The sequence below is a fragment of the Kitasatospora acidiphila genome (assembly GCF_006636205.1).
Lineage (GTDB): Bacteria > Actinomycetota > Actinomycetes > Streptomycetales > Streptomycetaceae > Kitasatospora > Kitasatospora acidiphila.
In genome coordinates this window covers 4,256,946-4,279,960 of record NZ_VIGB01000003.1, presented here as the reverse complement: position 1 = coordinate 4,279,960, position 23,015 = coordinate 4,256,946, and the positions used below count along the sequence as shown (strand labels likewise).

17 protein-coding genes, 1 tRNA gene and 2 pseudogenes are annotated in these 23,015 nt (G+C 71.2%); 11 read left to right on the top strand and 9 right to left on the bottom strand.

Features of this window, described 5'->3' with window-relative positions; translation table 11 throughout:
- Nucleotides 1-62: 62 nt before the first annotated feature.
- Nucleotides 63-1,025 (bottom strand): ABC transporter permease, encoded by a 963-nt coding sequence (locus E6W39_RS20100; RefSeq protein WP_141634699.1) that lies wholly within the window; start codon nucleotides 1,023-1,025, stop codon nucleotides 63-65.
- Between the two features lie 63 nt (nucleotides 1,026-1,088).
- On the opposite strand from E6W39_RS20100, the pseudogene E6W39_RS20095 reads away from it, so the two are divergent.
- A pseudogene (locus tag E6W39_RS20095) lies at nucleotides 1,089-1,283 on the top strand (helix-turn-helix transcriptional regulator); the annotation flags it as partial.
- 183 nt (nucleotides 1,284-1,466) lie between these two features.
- Complete coding sequence (locus E6W39_RS20090) at nucleotides 1,467-2,774, top strand: M18 family aminopeptidase (protein WP_141634697.1); 1,308 nt, start codon at nucleotides 1,467-1,469, stop codon at nucleotides 2,772-2,774.
- A gap of 48 nt (nucleotides 2,775-2,822) precedes the next feature.
- Here the strand turns inward: E6W39_RS20090 and E6W39_RS20085 are convergent, their stop codons facing one another.
- Nucleotides 2,823-4,643, bottom strand: coding sequence for an NHL domain-containing thioredoxin family protein (locus E6W39_RS20085; RefSeq protein WP_141634696.1), 1,821 nt, complete (start codon nucleotides 4,641-4,643; stop codon nucleotides 2,823-2,825).
- 318 nt (nucleotides 4,644-4,961) lie between these two features.
- Between E6W39_RS20085 and E6W39_RS20080 the strand changes: the two genes are divergently transcribed.
- The 3 genes from E6W39_RS20080 (at nucleotide 4,962) to E6W39_RS20070 (ending at nucleotide 7,065) form a co-directional block, all read left to right on the top strand.
- Entirely contained in the window at nucleotides 4,962-5,717 is a 756-nt protein-coding gene (locus tag E6W39_RS20080; protein WP_181799360.1) for a hypothetical protein, read from the top strand.
- A gap of 175 nt (nucleotides 5,718-5,892) precedes the next feature.
- Nucleotides 5,893-6,501, top strand: a complete 609-nt coding sequence (locus E6W39_RS20075; protein ID WP_228718236.1) for an aminoglycoside 3'-phosphotransferase — start codon at nucleotides 5,893-5,895, stop codon at nucleotides 6,499-6,501.
- Nucleotides 6,502-6,579: 78 nt separating this feature from the next.
- Nucleotides 6,580-7,065, top strand: a complete 486-nt coding sequence (locus E6W39_RS20070; RefSeq protein ID WP_101380470.1) for an LURP-one-related/scramblase family protein — start codon at nucleotides 6,580-6,582, stop codon at nucleotides 7,063-7,065.
- Between the two features lie 75 nt (nucleotides 7,066-7,140).
- Here E6W39_RS20070 and E6W39_RS20065 read toward each other — a convergent pair whose 3' ends face one another.
- A complete protein-coding gene (locus E6W39_RS20065) occupies nucleotides 7,141-7,737 on the bottom strand; it encodes a GNAT family N-acetyltransferase (RefSeq protein WP_141634695.1) in 597 nt (198 codons plus the stop codon).
- 125 nt (nucleotides 7,738-7,862) lie between these two features.
- Entirely contained in the window at nucleotides 7,863-9,146 is a 1,284-nt protein-coding gene (locus E6W39_RS20060; protein WP_141634694.1) for an adenylosuccinate synthase, read from the bottom strand.
- A gap of 197 nt (nucleotides 9,147-9,343) precedes the next feature.
- Here E6W39_RS20060 and E6W39_RS20055 point away from each other — a divergent pair, with 197 nt between their 5' ends.
- From E6W39_RS20055 to purM, 3 genes are all read left to right on the top strand, one after another.
- Nucleotides 9,344-10,105 (top strand): diacylglycerol kinase catalytic domain-containing protein, encoded by a 762-nt coding sequence (locus tag E6W39_RS20055; protein ID WP_181799359.1) that lies wholly within the window; start codon nucleotides 9,344-9,346, stop codon nucleotides 10,103-10,105.
- 179 nt (nucleotides 10,106-10,284) lie between these two features.
- Nucleotides 10,285-11,865, top strand: a complete 1,581-nt coding sequence (purF, locus tag E6W39_RS20050) for an amidophosphoribosyltransferase (RefSeq protein WP_141634692.1) — start codon at nucleotides 10,285-10,287, stop codon at nucleotides 11,863-11,865.
- 52 nt (nucleotides 11,866-11,917) lie between these two features.
- Nucleotides 11,918-13,021 (top strand): phosphoribosylformylglycinamidine cyclo-ligase, encoded by a 1,104-nt coding sequence (gene purM / locus E6W39_RS20045; protein ID WP_228718235.1) that lies wholly within the window; start codon nucleotides 11,918-11,920, stop codon nucleotides 13,019-13,021.
- 136 nt (nucleotides 13,022-13,157) lie between these two features.
- On the opposite strand, the gene E6W39_RS20040 is transcribed toward purM, so the two are convergent.
- A complete protein-coding gene (locus E6W39_RS20040) occupies nucleotides 13,158-13,406 on the bottom strand; it encodes a DUF3073 family protein (protein WP_101380465.1) in 249 nt (82 codons plus the stop codon).
- Nucleotides 13,407-13,752: 346 nt separating this feature from the next.
- A pseudogene (locus E6W39_RS20035) lies at nucleotides 13,753-14,927 on the bottom strand (Glu/Leu/Phe/Val dehydrogenase dimerization domain-containing protein).
- Between the two features lie 177 nt (nucleotides 14,928-15,104).
- Here E6W39_RS20035 and E6W39_RS20030 point away from each other — a divergent pair.
- Nucleotides 15,105-16,013 carry a hypothetical protein gene (locus E6W39_RS20030; RefSeq protein WP_228718234.1) on the top strand — a complete coding sequence of 303 codons (909 nt, stop codon included), beginning with the start codon at nucleotides 15,105-15,107 and terminating at the stop codon, nucleotides 16,011-16,013.
- A gap of 608 nt (nucleotides 16,014-16,621) precedes the next feature.
- Nucleotides 16,622-16,828 carry a developmental transcriptional regulator BldC gene (bldC, locus tag E6W39_RS20025; RefSeq protein WP_014137253.1) on the top strand — a complete coding sequence of 69 codons (207 nt, stop codon included), beginning with the start codon at nucleotides 16,622-16,624 and terminating at the stop codon, nucleotides 16,826-16,828.
- Nucleotides 16,829-17,354: 526 nt separating this feature from the next.
- On the opposite strand, the gene E6W39_RS20020 is transcribed toward bldC, so the two are convergent.
- Together E6W39_RS20020 and hrpA are read right to left on the bottom strand one after the other, a co-directional pair.
- Nucleotides 17,355-17,431: transfer RNA gene (locus E6W39_RS20020), tRNA-Asp, on the bottom strand.
- 128 nt (nucleotides 17,432-17,559) lie between these two features.
- On the bottom strand, nucleotides 17,560-21,558 hold the full coding sequence (gene hrpA, locus E6W39_RS20015) for an ATP-dependent RNA helicase HrpA (RefSeq protein WP_407658414.1): 3,999 nt from the start codon (nucleotides 21,556-21,558) through the stop codon (nucleotides 17,560-17,562).
- A gap of 147 nt (nucleotides 21,559-21,705) precedes the next feature.
- On the opposite strand from hrpA, the gene E6W39_RS20010 reads away from it, so the two are divergent.
- Nucleotides 21,706-22,287, top strand: coding sequence for a TetR/AcrR family transcriptional regulator (locus E6W39_RS20010; protein ID WP_141634690.1), 582 nt, complete (start codon nucleotides 21,706-21,708; stop codon nucleotides 22,285-22,287).
- Nucleotides 22,288-22,294: 7 nt separating this feature from the next.
- Here the strand turns inward: E6W39_RS20010 and fabG are convergent, their stop codons facing one another.
- Nucleotides 22,295-23,014, bottom strand: a complete 720-nt coding sequence (gene fabG / locus E6W39_RS20005) for a 3-oxoacyl-ACP reductase FabG (protein ID WP_181799706.1) — start codon at nucleotides 23,012-23,014, stop codon at nucleotides 22,295-22,297.
- Between the last annotated feature and the right edge of the window lies 1 nt (nucleotide 23,015).

Genomic DNA, 23,015 nt, shown 5'->3' with positions numbered 1-23,015 from the left:
CTGACCGCCTGACCCACCCTCAGCACTGTGGGGCCCGCACACCGCGGGCCCCACAGTGCTGTTCAGCCCGTGCGCAGCGCCTTCAGCGGGTCGATCCGCGCCGCACGCAGCGACGGATAGAGGCCGGCCAGCAGGCCCACCAGCGAGCCGATGAGCGGTGCGGGCAGGGTGGTGGCGGGGGAGAGCACCGCCGTCCAGTCCCGGGCGGCGGCCACGGCCAGCACGGTCAGCACGCCCAGACTGGTCCCGATCAGCCCGCCGAGGGTGCCGAGCGCAGTCGACTCGGCGAGGAACTGGGCGGCCACATGCCTGGTCCTGGCCCCCAGTGCCCGGCGCAGCCCGATCTCCTCGGTCCGTTCCAGCACCGCCACCAGCGTGGTGTTGGCGATCCCGACCGTGCCGACCAGCAGGCAGATCCCGGCCAGCGCCAGGAAGAGCCCGCTCAGGTCGGTGGTGACGTGGTCGCGCAGGCTGTGCGGGTCGGGCGGGGCGGTCACGGCGAACGCCTTCGGACGGTCGGGGCGCAGCGCCACCGCCAGCTGCCGGGCGACCACCGGGGCCGCGCCCACCCGGGTGGCGACCAGGGCCTGGGCGGCCTGGTCGGGCGTGGTGCCGGGGTCGCCGAACCGGTCCAGCGCGGTGCTGCTCGGGATCAGCACGCCCAGCAGGGCCCCCGGCTCGCGCTGCACCTGGTCGAAGATCCCGACCACCGTGTACGGCAGCCCGTCGATGAACACCGCCGGCTGCGCGTCCAGCCGGGTGACCCCCAGTCGGCCGGCCGCCGCCGCGCTCAGCAGCGCGACCGGCTGGTGGGTGCGCTCCATGTACGGGTCCAGGGCGACGCCGGCGGTCAGCCGGGGAGCCATCGCCCGCACGGCCCCCGGGGTGGTCGCGAGCACGGTCAGGCCCTGGCCCGGGTTGCCGTCCCCGCTCGGGCCGCTGACCAGTGGCTCGGAGCTCCGCGGAAGATCGTTGAATGAAAGATCCTTCCGGGAATCGATCCCGTGCGTACAGTGATGCTGCATTGGGATCAGATCCTGGTTGGGGGGACGTTCGATGCGTCAACAACATGACCGGAGCTTCGGGAGTTACTGCGCGAGCTGCGGAAGCAGGCCGAACTCAGCCAGGAACGGCTGGCGGAGCGGTCAGGCCTGACCGTGCGGTCGATCGGGGACCTGGAACGCGGGCGGACCAGGCCGCGCCGCAGCAACGTGCGACGACTGATCACCGCGCTGGGAGCCGAGGGCGACGACGCGACCTGTCTGGAGCAGGCCGCGATGTGAGCCGGGGCGAGGCCGGGCGGGACGATGCGGGAGGTTTGACGGAGGAAGCGACGGCGGTTGGTGGGCCGGTCAGCAGCAGGATCGTGGAGCTGATCCTGATCTATCTGTCGGTGTACGGGCATATGCTCAGGGAGGGCAGCCCCGTACCGCCGGCTCTCCGGCATCCCTCGAACCAGGAGCAGCATGTCGACCGCCGACCGCTCGGTCTTCTTCAACCGGACTCATACCGACGACTTGATCGCGTATCTGGCCGCCGCCCCGTCGCCGTACCACGCCGTGGCGGGTGCCGCCGAGCGGCTGGAGAAGGCGGGCTTCCGGCAGATCGCCGAGGCCGACGCGTGGGACGGCGCGGTCGGCGGCCGGTACGTCATCCGGGGCGGCGCGCTGATCGCCTGGTACGTGCCGCGCAGCGCCGGGCCGGCCACGCCGTTCCGGATCGTCGGCAGCCACACCGACTCCCCGAACCTGCGGGTCAAGCCGGTGCCGGACACCGGGTCGGTCGGCTGGCGGCAGGTGGCCGTGGAGATCTACGGCGGTGTGCCGCTGAACACCTGGCTGGACCGGGACCTGGGGATCTCCGGGCGCCTGGTACTGCGTGACGGGTCGACGCGGCTGGTGCAGCTGGACGAGCCGCTGCTGCGGGTGCCGCAGCTGGCGATCCACCTGGACCGGCAGGTGAACGACGGGCTGAAGCTGGACCGGCAGCGCCACCTCACGCCGATCTGGGGCCTGGGCTCGGTCGACGAGGGATCCCTGCTGCGCTACGTCGCGGAGCGCGCCGGGCTGGACGCGGACCAGGTGCTCGGCTGGGACCTGATGACCCATGACGTCCAGCCGCCGTCGTACCTCGGCCGGGACCGCGAGCTGCTGGCCGGCCCGCGCCTGGACAACCTGCTCTCGGTGCACGCCTCGGCCGCCGCGCTGGCCGCCGTGGCCACCGCCGACGGCGCCGACGAGCTGCCCTACATCCCGGTGATGGCCGCCTTCGACCACGAGGAGACCGGCAGCGAGTCGGACACCGGCGCCCAGGGCCCGCTGCTCGGCCGGGTGCTGGAGCGCAGCGTGTCCAGCCGCGGCGGCAACGAGGAGGACCGGGCCCGGGCGCTGGCCGGCACCGTCTGCCTCTCCTCCGACATGGGGCACGCGGTGCACCCCAACTACCCCGAGAAGCACGAGCCCGGCCACCAGCCGGCGCCCAACGGCGGCCCGATCCTCAAGGTCAACGTCAACAACCGCTACGCCACCGACGGGGTCGGCCGGGCCGTCTTCGCGGCCGCCTGCGAGCGGGCCGGAGTGCCCTGGCAGACCTTCGTCTCCAACAACACGGTGCCCTGCGGCACCACCATCGGCCCGATCACCGCGGCCCGGCTCGGCATCACCACGGTGGACTGCGGCATCGCCGCGCTCTCCATGCACTCGGCCCGCGAGCTGTGCGGCGCCGACGACGCGTTCCTGCTGGCCTCGGCGATCAAGGCCTTCCTGGAGGGCTGAGGCTCGTTCAGGGCCGGCCCGCGGGCGGGTCGGCCCTGACCCGTCCCGCTACTCCATGCCGGCCAGCACCAGCGGCAGCCGGGTGGCACCGCCCGCGACCAGCTTCACCGGCACACCCCAGTCCTGCTGGTGCACGTGGCAGGCCGGGTACTCGATCTCCGGGTCGTCGTCGCAGGAGGCAGCCATCGCGGAGACGTGCAGCACGCCCTCCGTCACCTCGGCGGAGAGCACCAGCTCGCGGGAGAGCGCGCTGTCCGCACCCGCGCCCGAGACCAGCAGCTCCGGCGGGGTGGCGCTGACCAGCAGCCGGGTCGACGGGCCGTAGCGCTCGTCCAGCTTCTGGCCGGTCGGCGCGGTGAACACCACGTCGAGCCGGAGCGCGCCGGGGGCCACCTCGGTGGCGGCGCGCTGGGTCCGGTGCGCCACCGACTCCACCTGCACCGCCTCCTCGGGCAGCCGCAGCCGGGTCAGCCGGTGCCGGGCCGATTCCACCACCACGATGTCCTCGCCGACCAGCACCGCGCCGGACGGCTCGCGCAGGTCGGTGGCGAGGGTGCTGACCTCGCCGGTCGCCGGGTTGTAGCGGCGCAGCGCGTGGTTGTAGGTGTCGGCGATCGCCACCGAGCCGTCGGGCAGCACGGTGACGCCCAGCGGGTGCTGCAGCAGCGCCTGCTCGGCCGCGCCGTCCCGGTGGCCGAAGTCGAACAGGCCGGTGCCGACCACGCTGTGCACCTGCTTGGTTTCACGTGAAACGTAGCGGACCGCCGAGGTCTCGCTGTCCGCCACCCAGAGCGTGGAGCCGTCCGGGGAGACCGCCAGGCCGGAGGGCTGGGCGAACCAGGCCTCCGCCACCGGACCGTCCACCAGGCCCTCGTTGGTGGTGCCGGCCGCGACGGCGACCGTGCCGGCGGCCGGGTCGAACGCCCACAGCTGGTGCACCCCGGCCATCGCGATCCACACCCGGTCGTCGAAGAAGGCGACGTCCCACGGCGAGGAGAGGTCCACCTCGGTCGCCGGGCCACTGGTCGGCGAGCCCTGCCACCACTGCCGCCCGGTGCCCGCCAGCGTGGTCACCGAGCCGTCGGCCAGCCGGACCCCGCGCAGCGCGTGGTTCACCGTGTCGGCGACCACCACGTCATAGCCCAGCCCCAGGCCCTCCGACACCAGCGCCAGGCCCTGCGGCTCACTGAACCGGGGCGAGACGCCGTCGACCAGGCCGCGCTCGCCGTCGCCGATCCGGCGCACCACGGTCTCGCCGTCCTCGGCCAGCTCGACCAGCGAGTGGTGCCCCGCGTCGGCCACCAGGAAGCCCCCACCGGGCAGCCGCACCGCCTTGCCGGGGAACTTCAGCGCCCCCGCCACCGGCTCCGGCGGCACATAGGGCCCGTCGCCGCGCCGCAGCGTCCCCTTCGCCGCGTGCTCCTCCTCCAGCTCCTCGACCAGCCGCTCGATCGCGTGCGCATGCCCCTCCCCGGCGTGCTGCGCGACCACGTACCCCTCGGGATCGATCACCACCAGCGTCGGCCACGCCCGCACCGCGTACTGCTTCCAGGTCGCCAACTCCGGATCGTCCAACACCGGATGCGCCACCTCGTACCGCGCCACCGCGTCCACCACGGCCTGGTGGTCCGCCTCATGCACGAACTTCGGCGAGTGCACCCCGACGATCACCACCGTGTCGCGGTGCTTCTCCTCCAACTCACGCAGCTCGTCCAGGACGTGCAGACAGTTGATGCAGCAAAAGGTCCAGAAATCAGCGATGACGATCTTGCCCCGGAGATCCGCCAGGGTCAGATCCTTGCCGCCGGTATTGAGCCAACCGCCCTTGCCGATCAGTTCGGGGGCGCGGACACGTGCACGAGAGGCCATGCTCGTATCCAACCTCATCGGGCTGCGGAGACATTCCTCATCGTCAGCAGCGGATCGCTGGTCGGTGTGCTGTACCTGCTGCTGGATGAGGCAGGTCTGTAGTCAGGCGCTCAACTCCTGGGTGCGGGCCGCAGCTCACAGGAAGTATGACCAGCTGTCAGGAGCGCCCCCGCCATCATGGTGCCGGGGCGCTCGGCGTTTCCGGAAGCGGTGCCTGCCGGAGTGGGAGCCGTTTCAGCAGAGTCGTGCCCTCCTCCAGTCTCATCCGATTGTGGAAGCATTCCGCGCGGCTCTGCTACAGGGGAGGGGTGGGTATCGGTGGACGGGAACGGAACGGCCGCCGGCGTCGCAGAGGACGGACGGCAGCTGCTGCTGCGGTGCCTGGGGGAGCTGGTGGAGATCGTCGAGCTCGACGTTGCTCCGGCCGAGCCGGGTGACGAGTGGCGGTGGGGCCGCCGTGTCGGGCACGCGCTGCGAACAGCCTCCAGGAAGGGCGGGTTGCTGCTGCCTGAGGAGTCCTGCGGCACGCTCGTGAAGGCAGCCGTCTATGAGCCGGACCCGAGCTTCAACCGGTGGTACCTGGAGCCCGCCCTCAATGCGTTCGGCCGCAGGCGGGTCCGAAGCACCCTGCTCGAGTTCCTGTGGACGGGTAGCGATCTGGAGCGGGCCGGGGCGGCGCGGGCCTGGTACTGGTCGGCTCTGCAGCTTCAGCTTCCTGAGGTCAGGGCGGCGGAAGAGGGAGTCGGATGCCAGAGGGAGGAGGACGACAGGTTCGTCCTCACGAGTGAGTGGTACGAGGCCGCACTCCGCGAGTTCGTGAGCAGCGACCACCTGGGCGTTCAGTGCAGCATCATCCCCCGACTGCCGCTCCAGAAGTCGTATTACCCGCCTGAGCTGCATGACTTGGTGGATACCGCGCTGGCGCTCGCCCGGTCGCATCCGAACGACTACATCCGCCACCGGGTGGCGCCCCCACCCCGGGTTCGTGACCCGCGCATAGGCCCACGGCCGAAGCCATGGTCCCGGAAACCGCTTGACCCGGGCTCGGGCGGCGGAGCGACAATGCCAGGATGATCGCTGAAGCGCCGCAGGGACCGGTTGAAGTGCCGCAGAGCGTCGTGGAGTTGGCGGGTGGGCAGCCGTTGCGGGTGGTGTGGCGCAATGTGCTCGGGGGGTTGACGTTCCAGGTCGGGGCGCGGTTCGTGAAGTGGGCGCCGGTGGGGAGCGGGCTGGACCTGGGGCCGAGGCGGTGCGGCTGGGGTGGGCCGGGCGGTTCGCGGTGGTGCCGCGGGTGTTGGGTGAGGGGGCGGACGGGAGCGGGTCGTGGCTGGTCACCGCCGGGCTGCCCGGGACGATGGCGGTGGCGGACCGCTGGAAGCAGGAGCCGGCCACGGCGGTGCGGGCGATCGGGGCGGGGCTGCGCCGACTGCATGAGGAACTGCCGGTTGGGGACTGCCCGTTCGAGTGGTCGGCCGAGCAGCGGGTGGCGCGGGCGCGGGAGAACGCGGCGGCGGGCCGGTTGGATCCGGCGGAGTTCCATCCGGACCATCGGCGGTTCGGCACGGTCGAGGACGCGCTGGCAGCCCTGGCCGACCGGCCGCCCATCGACCGGCTCGTGGTCTGCCACGGCGACGCCTGCGCTCCCAACACCCTGATCGGGGACGGCGGCAGCTGCACCGGCCATGTCGACCTCGGCGCGCTGGGTGTCGCCGACCGCTGGGCCGACCTCGCCGTCGCCACCTGGAGCACCGTCTGGAACTACGGTCCGGGCTGGGAGGAACCGCTGCTGGAGGCGTACGGAGTCGAGCCGGATCAGGAGCGGATCCGCTACTACCGGCTGCTGTGGGAACTCTCGTAGTCCGTGTCGCAGCCCGGTGCCGGCCGGCGGCGGTGGTAGGCCGGGGGGATACAGTGCGGCGAGCAGCGGAGGCACGGGATGAAGTACCAGGTCAGGGAGCGGCTCTTCTCGATCGGTGAGGACTTCTGGATCGAGGACGAGCACGGCACCAAAGCGTTCCTGGTGGACGGCAAGGTGCTGCGGATCCGCGAGACCTTCGAGCTGAAGGACGCCGGCGGCCGGGTGGTGGCGGTGATCAAGCACAAGGCGGTGTCGATCCGGGACGCGATGAAGATCGAGGACCACCGCGGCGAGGTGATCGCCACGGTGCGCAAGAAGCTCTTCACCCCGTTCCGCGACAAGTACCACGTGGAGCTGCGGGACGGCGGCGAGTTGGAGATCCACGGCAATCTGATCGACAAGGACTACCGGATCGAGTCGCACGGCGACCGGATCGCCGAGATCTCCCGCAAGTGGTTCCGGCTGCGCGACAGTTACGGCGTCCGGATCGCCGACGGCGCGGACACCGGCCTGCTGCTGGCGGTCGCGGTGTGCGTCGAGCACCTGGTGGCGGAGGACGCCTGACGGCCGCTCAGCTCGGTGATGCCGGGGTGCCGACCCGGTCGGCACCCCGCGCGCGCACCGGCGGCGGAATGCTGGTCACACCCGGCCGAGCAGGGCCCCGGTCAGCCGCTCCTTCGCGGCGGGCCACTCGTCGGCGAGCATCGAGAAGTAGACGCTGTCCCGCCAGCTGCCGTCCGGGCGGCGCCGGGCCCGGCGGAAGGTGCCCTCGTACTGGGCGCCGAGGCGGCGGATGGCGTTCTGGGAGCGCTCGTTGAGGTGGTCGGTCTTCCACATCACCCGGCCCATGCCGAGGTCCTCGAACGCATGGGTGAGGAGCAGCAGCTTCGCCTCGGTGTTGACGGCCGTGCGCCAGACCGAGCGGGCGTACCAGGTGCCGCCGATCTCCACCCATTCGTCGACCGGGTTGACGTCGTAGAAGCAGCTGACGCCGACCGCCCGGTCCGAGTCGGCGGCGATGACGGCGAACGGCTCGCAGCCGGGGTTCTTCAGGTACCCCTCGACGACCTCGGCCATCTCCGCCTCGGTCTGCGGAGTGCCCCAGGGCAGCCAGCGGAACACCTCCTCCTCGCCACCGGCGGCGACGAAGAGGTCCGCGGTGTGGTCGCGGCGCAGCGGCTCCAGGCGGACGTGCCGGCCGGTGAGGGTGACGGGGGCGGGGGTCTTCGCGGTCATGATCGAAACGGTACTGGGCAGTTGAACTAGACGCAATAGATGTATGTACTAGTGCAATAGCGGGCGGGCAGGCGAAAGCCCCTGGCGGAGCGGTCGGCTCTGCCAGGGGCTTCAGCAGGAAGGGATCAGATGAAGGAGTTGATCTCGATCGTCTCGGTCCGGCCGGGGCCGACGCCGATCGCGGAGATCGGGGCGCCCGACATCTCCTCCAGCGCCTTCACATAGGCCTGGGCGTTCTTCGGCAGGTCGCCGAAGGTCTTCGCCTTGCTGATGTCCTCGCTCCAGCCGGGCAGGTACTCGTAGATCGGCTTGGCGTGGTGGAAGTCGGTCTGGCTGTACGGCAGTTCGTCGACCCGCTGGCCGTCGATCTCGTAGGCCACGCAGACCGGGATCTGCTCCCAGCCGGTGAGCACGTCGAGCTTGGTGAGGAAGAAGTCGGTCAGGCCGTTGACCCGGGTCGCGTAGCGGGCGATCACCGCGTCGAACCAGCCGCAGCGGCGGTCACGGCCGGTGGTGACACCCCGCTCGCCGCCGATCTGGCGCAGCTTCTCGCCGTCCTCGTCCAGCAGCTCGGTCGGGAACGGGCCGGAGCCGACCCGGGTGGTGTAGGCCTTCAGGATGCCGATCACTCGGTCGATCTTGGTGGGGCCGATGCCGGAACCGGTGCAGGCGCCGCCGGAGGTCGGGTTGGAGGAGGTGACGAACGGGTAGGTGCCGTGGTCGACGTCCAGCAGGGTGCCCTGGCCGCCCTCCAGCAGGACCACCTTGTCGGCCTTCAGCGCCTCGTCCAGCACCAGGGTGGTGTCGGACAGGAACGGGCGGATCTTCTCGGCGTAGCCCAGGTACTCCTGGACCACCAGGTCGGCCGGCATGGCGCGGCGGTTGTACAGCTTGACCAGGATCTGGTTCTTGTGGTCCAGCGCGGCTTCGACCTTCTGGCGCAGGATCGACTCGTCGAAGAGGTCCTGCACCCGGATGCCGATCCGGTTGATCTTGTCCGCGTAGGCCGGGCCGATGCCGCGTCCGGTGGTGCCGATCTTGCGCTTGCCGAGGAACCGCTCGGTCACCTTGTCCAGGGTCCGGTGGTACGGCGTGATCAGGTGGGCGTTGCCCGAGATCAGCAGCTTGGAGGTGTCGATGCCGCGGGCGTTCAGGCCCTCCAGCTCGGAGAGCAGCACGGCCGGGTCGATCACCACGCCGTTGCCGATGACCGGCACGACGTTCGGGCTCAGGATGCCGGAAGGCAGCAGGTGCAGCGCGTACTTCTGGTCGCCGATGACCACCGTGTGACCGGCGTTGTTGCCGCCCTGGTAGCGGACGACGTAGTCGACGGAGCCGCCGAGGAGGTCCGTGGCCTTCCCCTTGCCCTCGTCTCCCCACTGGGCACCAACGAGCACGAGTGCCGGCACAGGCGTACACCCCTTCCGGTTGGGGCATCCTGCGTAGGCCGCAGTCTGCCCCGAGATAGACGAAGCCCCTGGCGCAATAGCGCAAGGGGCTCTTGCACCGAGAGATTACCTGAGGAAGGACCGGTCGTGTCGTCCCAGTCCACGCCCGCCCCCAGCCCCCCGACGCCGCCGGACCGCCGGGCACCGCACCACTGCTGGTGCTGCTCGACCCGGCCGCCAAGGCGACCGACGGCGAGGCGGTGCGGATCGCCCGGGATGTGCTGAGCGGCGGGGCGGACGTGAAGGTGGCGCTGCCGGAGAACGCGGCCGAGCTGGACCGGGTGCTCTCGCACCGCGGGCGGCGCCGGCCGGTGGTGGTCGGCTCCGACCTGGCGCTCCAGCGGGTGGTCCAGGCGCTGCACCGACACGGGGAGTTGGCGGCCGGGCCGGTCGCCGTGGTGCCGGTGGGCGGCGGTCGCGAGGTGGCGCTGGCCCGCTCGCTCGGGGTGCCGGTGGAGCCGGTGGCGGCGGCCCGCGCGGTGCTCGCCGGGGTGCCGCGGCAGCTCGGCCTGCTGCTGGACGACGGGGACGGGGTGGTGCTCGGCGAGGTGCGGATCCCCGGGCGGCGGCAGGTCCGTCCGGGTGGCTGGCGTTCGCTCTGGGCGAAATTGATTGCGGCCGAGCAGGTGGCCCAACCGGGGGAGCGACTGCGGATCGAGGCGGACGGCCGCGAGCTCGCCGGCGCCGGCCGGCAGCCGCGGCTGGTGGCGCTGCGGCTGCCGGCCGGGGCCGAGTCGGCGGAGGTGGTGGTGCGGGCCGCCGGCGCCGGGCGCAGCCTGCTGCGGGTGCGGGCCTCGCGGATCACGGTGGCCGGCCCCGACTTCGGGTACGAGGCGGACGGCTGCCCGGCGGGCCCCGTGCCGGCCCGCACCTGGACCGCGCACCCGGCCGCCTGGCACCTGGTGCTGCCCACGGGCTGACCCGCGGGGCGCGCCGCGGCCCGGACGTGAGCGAGGTCACCGCGAAGGCCCCGGTCCGTGCCCGGCCTGCCCGAGCGCTGTGGTAAGGGGTTCGTTCTACGCGCGTTGCCGGTCAAAGGGCCAGTTCCAGGCCGCTCCCGGCGGCCGAGACCGGGGTCCGCTGCCCTAGACTCGAAGACGTGCCACGTGGTGACGGAAGACTCAACCACGATCTCCTTCCCGGCGAGAAGGGCCCCCAGGACGCATGTGGCGTCTTCGGGGTCTGGGCCCCCGGCGAGGAGGTCGCCAAGCTCACGTACTTCGGCCTCTATGCCCTGCAGCACCGCGGACAGGAATCCGCGGGCATCGCAGTGAGCAATGGCTCCCAGATTCTCGTCTTCAAGGACATGGGCCTGGTGTCCCAGGTCTTCGACGAGGCCTCCCTGGGGTCGTTGCACGGTCATATCGCCGTTGGACATGCCCGCTACTCGACCACCGGGTCCTCGGTCTGGGAGAACGCCCAGCCGACGTTCCGGGCGACCGCGCACGGTTCGCTGGCGCTCGGTCACAACGGAAACCTGGTCAACACCGCCGAACTCGCGGCGATGGTCGCCGAGCTGCCCGGCGAGGAGCACGTCTCCCGGTCCGGCCGCACCGCGGCGACCAATGACACCGACCTGCTCACGGCCCTGCTGGCCGGCCACCCCGACCTGTCCATCGAGGAGACCGCCCGCACGATCCTCCCCGAGGTCCGCGGCGCCTTCTCGCTGGTCTTCATGGACGAGAACACCCTCTACGCGGCCCGCGACCCGCAGGGCATCCGCCCGCTGGTGCTCGGCCGGCTGGAGCGCGGCTGGGTGGTCGCGTCCGAGACCTCGGCCCTGGACATCTGCGGTGCCTCCTTCATCCGCGAGGTGGAGCCGGGCGAGCTGATCGCGATCGACGAGAACGGCATGCGCAGCTCGCGCTTCGCCGAGGCCAAGCCCAAGGGCTGCGTCTTCGAGTACGTCTACCTGGCCCGCCCCGACACCTCGATCGCCGGGCGCAACGTCTACCTCTCCCGGGTGGAGATGGGCCGCAAGCTGGCCGCCGAGGCGCCCGTCGAGGCCGACCTGGTGATAGCCACCCCCGAGTCCGGCACCCCCGCCGCGATCGGTTACGCGGAGGCCAGCGGCATCCCGTTCGGCGCCGGCCTGGTGAAGAACGCCTACGTCGGGCGCACCTTCATCCAGCCCAGCCAGACCATCCGCCAGCTCGGCATCCGGCTCAAGCTCAACCCGCTGCGCGAGGTGATCGCCGGCAAGAAGCTGGTCGTGGTCGACGACTCGATCGTCCGCGGCAACACCCAGCGCGCGCTGGTCCGGATGCTGCGCGAGGCCGGTGCGGCCGAGGTGCACATCCGCATCTCCTCGCCGCCGGTGAAGTGGCCGTGCTTCTTCGGCATCGACTTCGCCACCCGCGCCGAGCTGATCGCCAACGGGATGTCGGTCGAGGAGATCGGCCGCACCCTGGGCGCCGACTCGCTCGCCTACATCTCGATCGACGGCATGATCGAGGCCACCAAGCAGCCCAAGGACCGGCTCTGCCGGGCCTGCTTCGACGGCGAGTACCCGATGGAGCTGCCGGACCCGGCACTGCTCGGCAAGCTGCTGCTGGAGGCGGAGATCGCCGGCAGCCAGCAGCCGCCCGCCACCCGGGGCAAGCCGACCAGCTCCGACCTGGACGGCGTGCAGTCCCTGCTCGGCGGCCATGGCGCGGCCGACGCGCTGCGCCGCCCGTAACACCACCAGGCGGGGCCCCGGACGGGGCCCCGCCGCTGTTAGCAACCCCCACTTGACCCGAAAGGGCCACACCGCAGTGACCAGCAGCAGCAACGAGAGCGGCGCCACCTACGCCGCCGCCGGCGTCGACATCGAGGCGGGCGACCGCGCCGTCGAGCTCATGAAGCAGTGGGTGAAGAAGACCAACCGCCCCGAGGTGGTCGGCGGTCTCGGCGGGTTCGCCGGCCTCTTCGACATCTCCGCCCTGAAGCGCTACGAGCGCCCGCTGCTGGCCTCCGCCACCGACGGGGTCGGCACCAAGGTCGCGCTGGCCGCCGCCATGGACAAGCACGACACCATCGGCCACGACCTGGTCGGCATGGTCGTCGACGACCTGGTGGTCTGCGGCGCCGAGCCGCTCTTCATGACCGACTACATCTGCGTCGGCAAGGTGCACCCCGAGCGGGTCGCCCAGATCGTCAAGGGCATCGCCGAGGGCTGCGTGCTGGCCGGCTGCGCCCTGGTCGGCGGCGAGACCGCCGAGCACCCGGGCCTGCTCGGCCCGGACGAGTACGACGTGGCCGGCGCCGGCACCGGTGTGGTCGAGGCCGACCAGCTGCTGGGCGCCGACCGGGTCCGGGCCGGCGACGTGGTGATCGCGATGGCCGCCTCCGGCCTGCACTCCAACGGCTACTCGCTGGTCCGCCACGTGCTGCTGAACCAGGCCGGCTGGGCGCTCGACCGCGAGGTGCCGGAGTTCGGCCGCACCCTGGGCGAGGAGCTGCTGGAGCCCACCCGGATCTACTCGCTGGACTGCCTGGCGCTCACCCGGGCCACCGAGATCCACGCCTTCTCGCACGTCACCGGTGGTGGCCTGGCCGCCAACCTGGCCCGGGTGATCCCGGCCGGGCTGCACGCCCGGCTGGACCGCGGCACCTGGACCCCGATGCCGGTCTTCCAGACCGTCGCCGAGGTCGGCCGGATGCGGACCCTGGAGATCGAGAAGACCCTCAACATGGGCATCGGCATGGTGGCCGTGGTGCCGCCGGAGTCGGTCGACGTGGTGCTGTCGATCCTGGAGGACCGCGGCGTCGAGGCCTGGCTGCTGGGCGACATCGTGGACCGCACCGCCGAGCACCACGAGGGTGCCGCGCTCTACGGCGACTACGCGAAGTAAGCGGCGCGCGGACTGCGCCGGCCGGCCGGACGGGCTCCCTCGGGGGCCCGTCCGTCGTCGTCTTCCCCGAACGGGTGCCGGGGCACGCCGAAAACCGGCCCGGCGCTCAGGCGCTCGGACCGGTCAGGGCGTTGACTCAGGCGCGGCGGCGGGACTGGTGGTGGCCGGCGTCGGCCTCTTCCTCGTCCTCGTCGTCGTTGTAGTAGTCCGCGTAGGCGGCGTAGGGGTCGTCGTCCTCGTCGTCGTCAACCGGCTCAGGGTTGACCGGAACAACGGGTGTAACGCCCAGCTCGCTGGACAGACGGTTAGCGTCGAAGCCGCCGCTGTTGTACTTCAGCTCGCGGGCGACCTTCGTCTGCTTGGCCTTGGCCCGGCCGCGCCCCATGGGTCGACCCCCTCAACGATGGGGCTCACGGCCCCGAGTCTGACACGTGTTCATGATCGGGAGCGGCTTGCCCGAATCGGGAAACCGTCCCTTGGAGCATCAACGGTACCTGTTTCCGCCCTCGGACGGTACGTCGCCAGTGTGACGTGGCGCGCACTGTCGCTCCCCGGGACCAGGACGCTCCTGGTCGGACGGGGATTTCCGGGCCGTCTCAGGGTGCCCGGCGGGTGGATCGAGGTTGTTGTTCCGGCACTGATTATCCCCCGACCGTGGCCCTGGCGGCGCCCGATCGGGGGACAAGCGGCAATCCGGGTCCACATTGTGATCAGGACCCGGTTACGGAGCGTCAGCCCTTGCGTGCGCCCGGCAGCAGGATCGTGCGCAGGGCGCTGATCTCACGCATCCGGCGCTCGGCCAGCCGGTCGGCGGCGACCGCCGGGGGCACGCCGTCGGCGGCGGCCCGGGTGAAGATCTCCAGCGTGGTGTCGAAGATCTTGGTCGCCTTGTTCTTGGCCCGCTCGAAGTTGAAGCCGTCGATCTCGTCGGCCACCTGGATCACACCGCCGGAGTTCACCAGGTAGTCGGGCGCGTAGAGGATGCCGCGGTCGGCGAGGTCCTTCTCCACACCCGGGTGGGCCAGCTGGTTGTTGGCCGCGCCGCAGACCACCGAGGTGCCGGCCGCGGTCAGCTGGGCCACGGTGTCGTCGTCCAGCGCGCCGCCCAGGGCACAGGGGGCGTAGACGTCCAGCTTGGCGCCCAGCAGCGCCTGGGTGTCGGCGACCACCTCGACGTCGGGGTGGGCGGCCCGGACCCGGTTGACGGCGGCCTCGGAGACGTCGGTGATCACCACGGTGGCACCGTCGGCGACCAGGTGGCCGACCAGGTAGTGGCCGACCTTGCCGACGCCGGCCACGCCGACCCGCTTGCCGCGCAGCGTCGGCTGGCCCCAGCGGGCCTGGGCGGAGGCCCGCATGCCCTGGAAGACGCCGTACGAGGTCAGCACCGAGGAGTCGCCGGCGCCGCCCTGCTCGGGGAGCGGCCGGTGACGTAGTCGCACTCACGGGCGATCACATCCATGTCCTGGACGTAGGTGCCCACGTCGCAGGCGGTGATGTAGCGGCCGTCCAGCGACTGCACGAAGCGGCCGTAGGCGCGCAGCAGCGCCTCGGACTTGTCGCCGCCCTCGGCCTTGGCCTTCGGGTCGCCGATGATCACGGCCTTGCCGCCGCCCAGGTCGAGCCCGGCCAGCGCGTTCTTGTAGCTCATCCCGCGGGACAGCCGCAGCGCGTCCTCCAGCGCCTCCTCTTCGGAGTCGTACTGGTGGAACCGGGTGCCGCCGAGGGCCGGGCCCAGGGCGGTGGAGTGGATGGCGATGATCGCCTTGAGGCCGGACGTCCGGTCGTGGCAGAGCACGACCTGCTCGTGCCCGTCGCCCGGGGCGCCGTCCTGTTCAGTACGGAAGATCCGGCTGAGCACGCCTGGTGCGGGGTGCGTCGCGGACTCGGTGCGTACGTCGGTCACTGTGGTGACTCCAGTATCTGCGGGCCCGCTGCTGTGGTGCGGGCATCTACCGCGAAGCCTAGTCGGCGGGTGCCCCGCGCAGATCCCCCCGGACGGCCACGAATGGGGCTCGGAACGGCCGGATTGCATCGGTCGCTGCCTCCCGTTCCGTCGGTGGCCCGTGCGACCATGCAGGACGTGACCGCTGTGCGCACTTCCGTGTTGCCGCCCTACGCCGCCCACCTGCGGGTGTACGAGCCCCTCGCGGCACTGCCCGAGCCGGATCGGGCCCGCTGGCAGGCCGAGCTGGCCGGTCGCGGGCCGGACGCGGCCTCGGCCGACCAGCCGGTGGCCCGGGCGGCGCTCGAAGCACAGCGGGAGGCGCTCGCCGAGCTGCTGCCCCGCCCGTCGCGCGCCGCGCCCTCCTGGGACGGGGCGGCGCGGGAGCACGAGGGCGCCTTCGTGCGGGTGGTCGACTCGGTCGCCTACGTCTGCCCGTGGGCCACCCGGCTGCGCAGCTGGCAGGCCCTGGAGGAGCTGCGGGACTCGCTGCCGGTGACGCTGCTGGAGACCGTGCTGCCGCGGACGGTGCGGGAGGAGGCGCTGGCCGCCCAGGCGAGCTGGCGCTCGGCCCACCCGGATGCCCGGCCGTGGATCCTGACCAGCCGTTGGGAGGTGCCGGTCCGCTGGTTCCTGCCGTTCGGGCCGGAGGACCGGCGGTACCTGCCCGCCGGCGGGCCCGGCCAGGGCGAGGGCGTGGAGCCGGCGGCGCTGTTCTACCTGACCACCATGGCGCAGGCCCGCCGCCGGGTGGCGCGCGGCTACCGGGTGCTGCGCGAGAAGCTGAGCGGAACCCCGCTGGCGGAGGGCGCCGAGGAGGTGGGCCGCTGGCTGGAGGAGTTCCATCCGCGCTCGCTGGTGGAACTGGACTACGGGGGGCTGGTGCACGTGATGGGGGAGCAGACGCTGGCGGCGGACCAGTCGGCCGGCGAGCTGGCCGACGGATTGGCGGCGCTGCGGGCGGGGGATGCGGATACCGCGGCGCAGGTCTACGAGACGGTGACCGAGCGCTGGCGCCGGGTACAGGCACTGCGTCAGGCCAACTGACGGGGGCTCGGGGCGGCGGGAGGGGCTGACGGGGGTCAACAGGGGGAGTTCGCACGGGGGACGGGCGCGGGGAGCGCACGGGCCGTCCGGCCTGCGGCCGGGCGTGGGAGTCGGGGGAGCCAGTTGGTGGCACCGGTGTGTGTACCTTGTAGGAAAAATGTTCGGGACTCTTGGGACGAAGGTCCCGGTTCGGGTCAATACCCCATTAACGTGACACTACTCACCGTTGACGCGAACTTACGAGTAACGGTAAAAATGGGACAAGCCGCCCAAGTCTCATCACCCCTGCCCACTTTTGGGTGGATCCGGGGTCGATGTGCGCTTTGGGGGGAAACGATAGGTCTGGGCGTCCCATAACCGAATGTCGCGATTCAGTGACTGTCCGTTATGGGATGGTCCATCGCCTTCCGCCACTCTTGAACCCGTGAGGGGCCAATTTTGGCGGTTTGGTCGATAGGGCTGGACGGATGGTGTAGTTGTAGACACCAGGACAAGCCGTTCGTCCTATAACCGACTCGGTCCGTCCGTGCCATTTCGGGCATCGCGGGCCAAGGTGCAGAATTTGAAGGATAGAACCGCCCTGGTTCGGTTCTCCGAGGAGGCCGCTCATGACCGCTCGTACCCCTGACGCCGAGCCCCTGCTGACGCCGGCAGAGGTCGCCACCATGTTCCGCGTGGACCCCAAGACGGTGACCCGGTGGGCCAAGGCGGGCAAGCTCACGTCCATCCGCACGCTCGGCGGCCACCGCCGTTACCGGGAGGCGGAGGTGCGGGCACTGCTGGCCGGGATTCCGGCTCAGCGCACCGAGGCCTGACGGTCGCCCGCGGCGGGCTGCTCATCCCGCCGCCGGCACGTTGGCGCACAGCTTGATCGAAGGGGCCGCCCCTGGACTCCGCCGGGTCCGGGAGGTGGCCCCTTCGGCATGCCCCGGAGGCTTTTCCGGTCCGGGTCGAGGCGCCGACCGGTTGTTGGACGTCAATGCACCGACGGGCCGGTCTGACATGAGTATCAACTGTTTCATGACTGTCAGTTGACCAGGAAATGGCGAAACAATGGATATCCATTGTGGCGCCCGGGGCGAAGGGAAATCCGGGTGACCGGAGAGGGGAATGCCCGGAAAGCAGGTGCAATTTTATATATTAAATGACTGGCACTGTTGGAGGGGTCCGAGCTCACGAAGTTCAAGGAAAGATAAGTGACGACCGTCACAGCAGGCACTCTTGTGGCCTGGACCAAGCTGCCGATAATGCCGCCTGACGGCTCGTCGAGTCCCTCGGCGGTGCGGACGGCAGCCGAAACGACGAGAGGTCCGGAACCTCACGGTTCCGGACCTCTCGCACTGGCGACCCTGACGGGACTTGAACCCGCGACCTCCACCTTGACAGGGTGGCGAGCTAACCAACTGCTCCACAGGGCCAGGCATTTCACTGCTTGTCGCAGTTGTTTGCCGCTGCTCTCGGCGGCGACAAGACAGATCGTACTGCATCCGGGGCCCCCAGGTCGAACCGGCCGATCGGCCCGACCTGGGGGTACGCCCCAACGGGCTCAGAGCGTGGCGCGGGCGGCGTCCATCGCCTTGAGGATCCGCTTCTCCGACACCGGCGCCGGGGTGCCCAGCGACTGCGCGAAGAAGCTCACCCGCAGCTCCTCGATCATCCAGCGGATCTGCCGCACCTCCTCGGTCGGCTGCTGCCCGGCCGGCACGGCCGCCAGCAGCTCGCCGTAGGCCCGCTGCACCTCCTGCACCTTGTACAGGTTGGTCAGGTCGCGCTGCGGGTGGTTGGGCAGCGCCTCCAGCCGCCGGTCCACCGCGATCAGGTACCGCTTGACGTCGCCCAGCCGCTGCCAGCCCGTCGCGGTCACGAAGCCCGGGTGGACCAGCGAGGCCAGGTGCAGCTTGACGTCGTTGACCGCGGAGAGCAGCACCGGGCTCTGCACCGTCTTCAGCCGGTTGCCGGCCCGGTGGTAGGCGATCAGCGCGGAGGCCGTCTTCAGGGTGGTGTCCGCCGACAGCTCGTACAGATCGGCCCGCACCGCGTCATAGAGCTTGGCGAAGGACTCGGCGTCCCAGGCCACCCCGCCGTTCAGGGCCATCAGCCGGTCGGTGGCACAGGCCGTGATGTCCTCGAACAGCGCCGGCACCGAGCCGTGCGGGTTGTAGGAGAGCGCCAGCTTGGCCTGGTTGCCCAGCCGGGCCTGGATCTGCTTGGCCGGGGAGTTGCAGGTGAGCAGCAGCAGCCGCCGGGTGCCCTGCCACATCGCCTGCGCCTGGGCCTGCGGGGTGTCGTAGAGCTTGATCGACACGCTGTCGCCGTCGTCGGTCAGCGCCGGGTAGGCGCGCAGCGAGTGGCCCCGGGAGCGCTGCTCGAAGGTCCGCTGCAGCTGCGGCAGGTCGGCCGGCCAGGCGGTCAGGCCGGTGCGCTCGATGCCCTGGCCGCTGGCGGCCGAGGAGAGGGTCTCCTTGAGCTTGGGCTTGAGCTTGAGGCGCAGCTCCTCCAGATCCTTGGACTCGGCCAGCTTGCGCTTGCCGTCCACCACCCGGAAGGTCACCTTGAGGTGCTCCGGCACCCGGTCGTCGTCCCAGGCCTCCGGCGGGATCGGCACCCCGGACATCCGGTGCAGCACCCGCTCCAGGCTGGGCAGCAACGGCTCCTGGCGGTCGGTCAGTTCGCGCAGCGCGGCCTTGGCGAAGTCCGGCGCCGGCACGAAGTTGCGCCGGATCGCCTTGGGCAGGGCCCGGATGTACGCGGTGACCAACTCGCCTCGCAGGCCCGGGATCTGCCAGTCGAAGCCCTCGGCGGACACCTGGTTGAGCACCGGCAGCGGGATGTGCACGGTCACGCCGTCCGCATCGCTGCCCGGCTCGAACTGGTAGGTCAGCTTGAAGCGGAGCTTGCCCTGCTGCCAGTAGTCCGGGTAGTCCGCCTCGGTGACGCCGTCGGCGGCGTCGTTGATCAGCATCGACTTCTCGAAGTTGAGCAGGTCGGGCTGGTCGTGCCGGGCCTTCTTCCACCAGGCGTCGAAGTGCCGGGTGGAGACGGTCTCCTCGGGCAGCCGGGCGTCGTAGAAGTCGAACAGGGTCTGGTCGTCCACCAGGATGTCGCGGCGGCGGGCCCGGTTCTCCAGCTCCTCGACCTCGTCGAGCATCCGGCGGTTGGCGGCGAAGAACTGGTGGTGGGTCTCCCAGTCGCCCTCCACCAGGGCGTTGCGGATGAACAGTTCGCGGCAGAGCTCCGGGTCGATCCGGCCGTAGTTGACCCGGCGCTGGGCGACGATCGGTACGCCGTAGAGGGTGACCCGCTCATAGGCCATCACCGCGCCGGCCTTCTTCTCCCAGTGCGGCTCGCTGTAGGTGCGCTTGATCAGGTGGGCGGCGAGCGGCTCGATCCACTCCGGCTCGATCTTGGCGTTGATCCGGGCCCAGAGCCGCGAGGTCTCCACCAGCTCGGCCGACATCACCCAGCGCGGCGGCTTCTTGAACAGGCCGGAGCCAGGGAAGACCGCGAACCGGGCACCGCGGGCGCCGCCGTACTCGCGCTTCTCCACGTCGAACAGGCCGACGTGGGAGAGCAGGCCGGCCAGCAGCGACTGGTGGATCCGGTCGGCGTCCGGCTCGGCGTCGTCGTGCCACGCGGCGGAGCCGCTAGTTGACTCTGCCTCGATGGTGACGCCCAACTGCTTCGCGACGGTGCGCAGTTGGATGTAGATGTCCTGCCACTCCCGTATCCGCAGGTAGTTGAGGAACTCGGCCTTGCACATCCGGCGGAAGGCGGACGACGACAGCTCCTTCTGCTGCTCCCTGACGTACCGCCACATCGCCAGGTAGGAGAGGAAGTCGGAGGTCTCCGAGGTGAACCGGCGGTGCCGCTCGTCGGCCGCCTGCCGCTTCTCGGTGGGGCGTTCGCGCGGGTCCTGGATGGAGAGCGCGGCGGCGATCACCATGACGTCGCGGACGCAGCCGTTCTTGTCGGCCTCCAGCACCATCCGGGCCAGCCGGGGGTCGACCGGCAGCTGGGCCAGCTTGCGGCCGAGCGAGGTGAGGCGCTTGCGCGGGTCCTGCTGCTCCGGGTCGAGGGCGCCGAGCTCCTGGAGCAGGTTGACGCCGTCCTTGATGTTGCGCGAGTCCGGCGGGTCCAGGAACGGGAAGGCCGAGATGTCGCCCAGGCCGGCGGCGGTCATCTGCAGGATCACCGAGGCCAGGTTGGTGCGCAGGATCTCGGCGTCGGTGAACTCCGGGCGGGAGAGGAAGTCCTCCTCCGAGTAGAGCCGGATGCAGATGCCGTCGCTGGTACGGCCGCAGCGGCCCTTGCGCTGGTTGGCGCTGGCCTGGCTGATCGCCTCGATCGGCAGCCGCTGCACCTTGGTGCGGTGGCTGTAGCGCGAGATCCGGGCCGTGCCCGGGTCGATCACGTACTTGATGCCGGGCACCGTCAGCGAGGTCTCGGCGACATTGGTGGCCAGCACGATCCGGCGCTTGGTGGAGCGCTGGAAGACCTTGTGCTGCTCGGCCGAGCTCAGCCGGGCGTAGAGCGGCAGGACTTCGGTGAACTTCAAGTTCAGCTTGTTGAGGGCATCGGCGGTGTCGCGGATCTCGCGCTCGCCGGAGAGGAAGACCAGGATGTCGCCAGGGCCCTCGGCCTGCAGCTCCTCCGCGGCGTCGCAGATCGCCTGGATCTGGTCGCGGTCGCGGTCCACCTCGTCGCCGTCCTCGGCGTCGGCGGTGTCGTCGACCAGTGGCCGGTAGCGGACCTCGACGGGATAGGTGCGGCCGGAGACCTCGACGATCGGGGCGTCGCCGAAGTGGCGGGCGAACCGCTCGGGGTCGATGGTCGCCGAGGTGATGACGACCTTGAGGTCGGGGCGGCGGGGGAGCAGCTGCTTGAGGTAGCCGAGGATGAAGTCGATGTTGAGGCTGCGCTCGTGCGCCTCGTCGATGATCAGGGTGTCGTACTGGCGCAGTTCGCGGTCGGTCTGGATCTCGGCGAGCAGGATGCCGTCGGTCATCAGCTTGACCAGGGTGTCCTGGCCGACCTGGTCGGTGAACCGGACCTTCCAGCCGACCGTCTCGCCGAGCGGGGTGCCGATCTCCTCGGCGACCCGCTCGGCCACCGTGCGGGCTGCGATCCGGCGCGGCTGGGTGTGGCCGACCAGGCCCTTGACGCCGCGGCCCAGCTCCAGGCAGATCTTCGGGATCTGGGTGGTCTTGCCGGAGCCGGTCTCGCCCGCGACGATCACCACCTGGTGGTCCCGGATCGCGGCCAGGATGTCGTCCTTCTTCTGGCTGACCGGCAGTTCGGCGGGATAGCGGATCTCGGGGACGGCCTGGCGGCGCTGCTCGATCCGCAGCTCGGCGCGGTCGATCTCGACGGCCAGCTCGGCGGCGATGGCCGCGCGGGCCTCGGGCCCCCGCACCCGGCGCGCCCCGTCCAGCCGGCGGCCGATCCGCTGCTGGTCGCGCAGCGTCAGCTCGGGCAGCCGGGCCGCCAGCTCCCCGATGGCGGCGGCGTCGGCGGATCGGGCGGCGGAGGAACTCATCGCGGGCATCCCTCAAGGGTCGCAAGGAGGGGCGGGGGACCGCACCTCGGTTTTCTGGGCCCGGCCATCTCCGCGGGCCCATCAAGTGTCACACTCGCCAGCTGGATAAACCGAATGGCTTAACCGACTGGTTCAGCTGGCGCTAGCCTTGGCGCCATGGGAAACCGTGAAGACCTGCTGGCCGGGGCCGCCCAGTGCCTCAAGGAGAAGGGCTGGGCCCGCACCACCGTGCGCGACATCGCGGCGGCCGCCGGCGTGAACCATGCCGCGATCGGCTACCACTTCGGCTCCCGGGACGCGCTGCTCACCGCGGCCTTCGTGCGGGCGATGGACGAGTGGGGGCAGGATCTCGGCGCGGCCCTGGCCGCCGCCCTCGACCCGGCGGTCGACGACAGCGGGCAGTACCAGGAGCTCTGGCGCCAGATGCTCACCTCGTTCGCTGACACCCGCAAGCTCTGGCTCGCCTCCGTCGAGGCGTTCGTCCAGGCCGAGTACGATCCGGCGCTGCGGGAGCTGCTGCTGGACGCGCAGCGCCAGGGCCGCCGAGGGCTCGCCGCCGCCCTGCTCAAGGTGCCGGAGGAGACCGTCGACGAGAGCGCGGCGCGCACCGTGGGCGCCGTCCAGAACGCGCTGCTCGTCGGCATGTTCACCCAGTGGCTGATGGACCCGGAGGGCGCCCCGACCGCCGAGGAGGTCCTCGCCGGCCTGCGCGCCCTCGGAAGGCTGGCAGGTAACTGACGCTGCGTCAGAAGCCGAGCCCGGAGCCCCCGTCCACCGGGATGACGGCGCCGGTGAGGTAGCCGGCCCGGGCGGAGGCGAGGAACCGGATCACGCCGGCTATCTCCTCGGGCCGGGCCGAGCGGCCCAGCGGGATCCCGTCGATCATCGCGGCCCGCTGGGCGTCCGGCAGCGCCCCGGTCATGTCGGTGTCGACCAGCCCCGGCGCGACCACGTTGCAGGTGATCCCGCGCGGACCCAGCTCGCGGACCAGCGAGCGGGCCAGTCCGACCAGGGCGGCCTTGCTGGCGGCGTAGTTGGTCTGCCCGGCCGCGCCGTGCAGCGCCACCACCGAGGAGACCAGCACGATCCGGCCCTGCCGGGCCCGCACCATGGGGCGCAGGGCCCGCCGCACGGTGCGGAAGACGCCGGTCAGATTGGCGTCCAGCACCGCGGCCAGCTCTTCGTCGGACATCCGCAGCAGCAGGGCGTCCCGGGTGATCCCGGCGTTGGCCACCAGCACCTCCACCGGTCCGTGCCGCTCCTCGATCAGCTGGTAGGCCTGCTCCAGCTGCTCCGGGTCGGTGACGTCGCAGCGGACCGCCAGGCCGCCCGCGGCGGTGAAGCCGGCCGGCGGCTCCCCCGAGCGGTAGGTGATCGCGACCCGGTCGCCGAGCTCGGCGAAGGCCCGCGCGGTGGCCAGCCCGATGCCCCGGTTGCCCCCGGTGACGAAGACCGAGCGGTGCACT